This window comes from Streptomyces sp. GbtcB6, from assembly GCF_019091475.1.
In the GTDB taxonomy this organism is placed as follows: domain Bacteria; phylum Actinomycetota; class Actinomycetes; order Streptomycetales; family Streptomycetaceae; genus Streptomyces; species Streptomyces hyaluromycini.
Genome location: NZ_JAGXJL010000504.1, coordinates 1 through 233 on the forward strand (window position 1 = coordinate 1; position 233 = coordinate 233).

General features: G+C 60.9%; 1 protein-coding gene. It reads right to left on the reverse strand.

Features of this window, described 5'->3' with window-relative positions; genetic code table 11:
- A partial coding sequence (locus KVT45_RS55810) for a hypothetical protein (protein WP_217562794.1) occupies window positions 1–233 on the reverse strand: 233 nt, incomplete at both ends.

The window sequence follows — 233 nt, forward strand, 5'->3', positions numbered from 1 at the left end:
GGTCCCTTTGCGGAGCATTTGCTCTGCCAGCGGACGGGCCACCAGCACGTCATGCAATTGGGGCGTGCGCGCCGCGCCCATGACCTTGGCCACATTCACCGCGAGCAAATAGGCATCGGCCAGCGCCGCCGCTTGCTCCGCCGAACGCTGAAATTCGGCAAAGTTCTTCCAACGCCCCGCTGCTGGAACCGAAACAATTTGAGAACATAGCGGGTTCCGGATCGTCACATTGT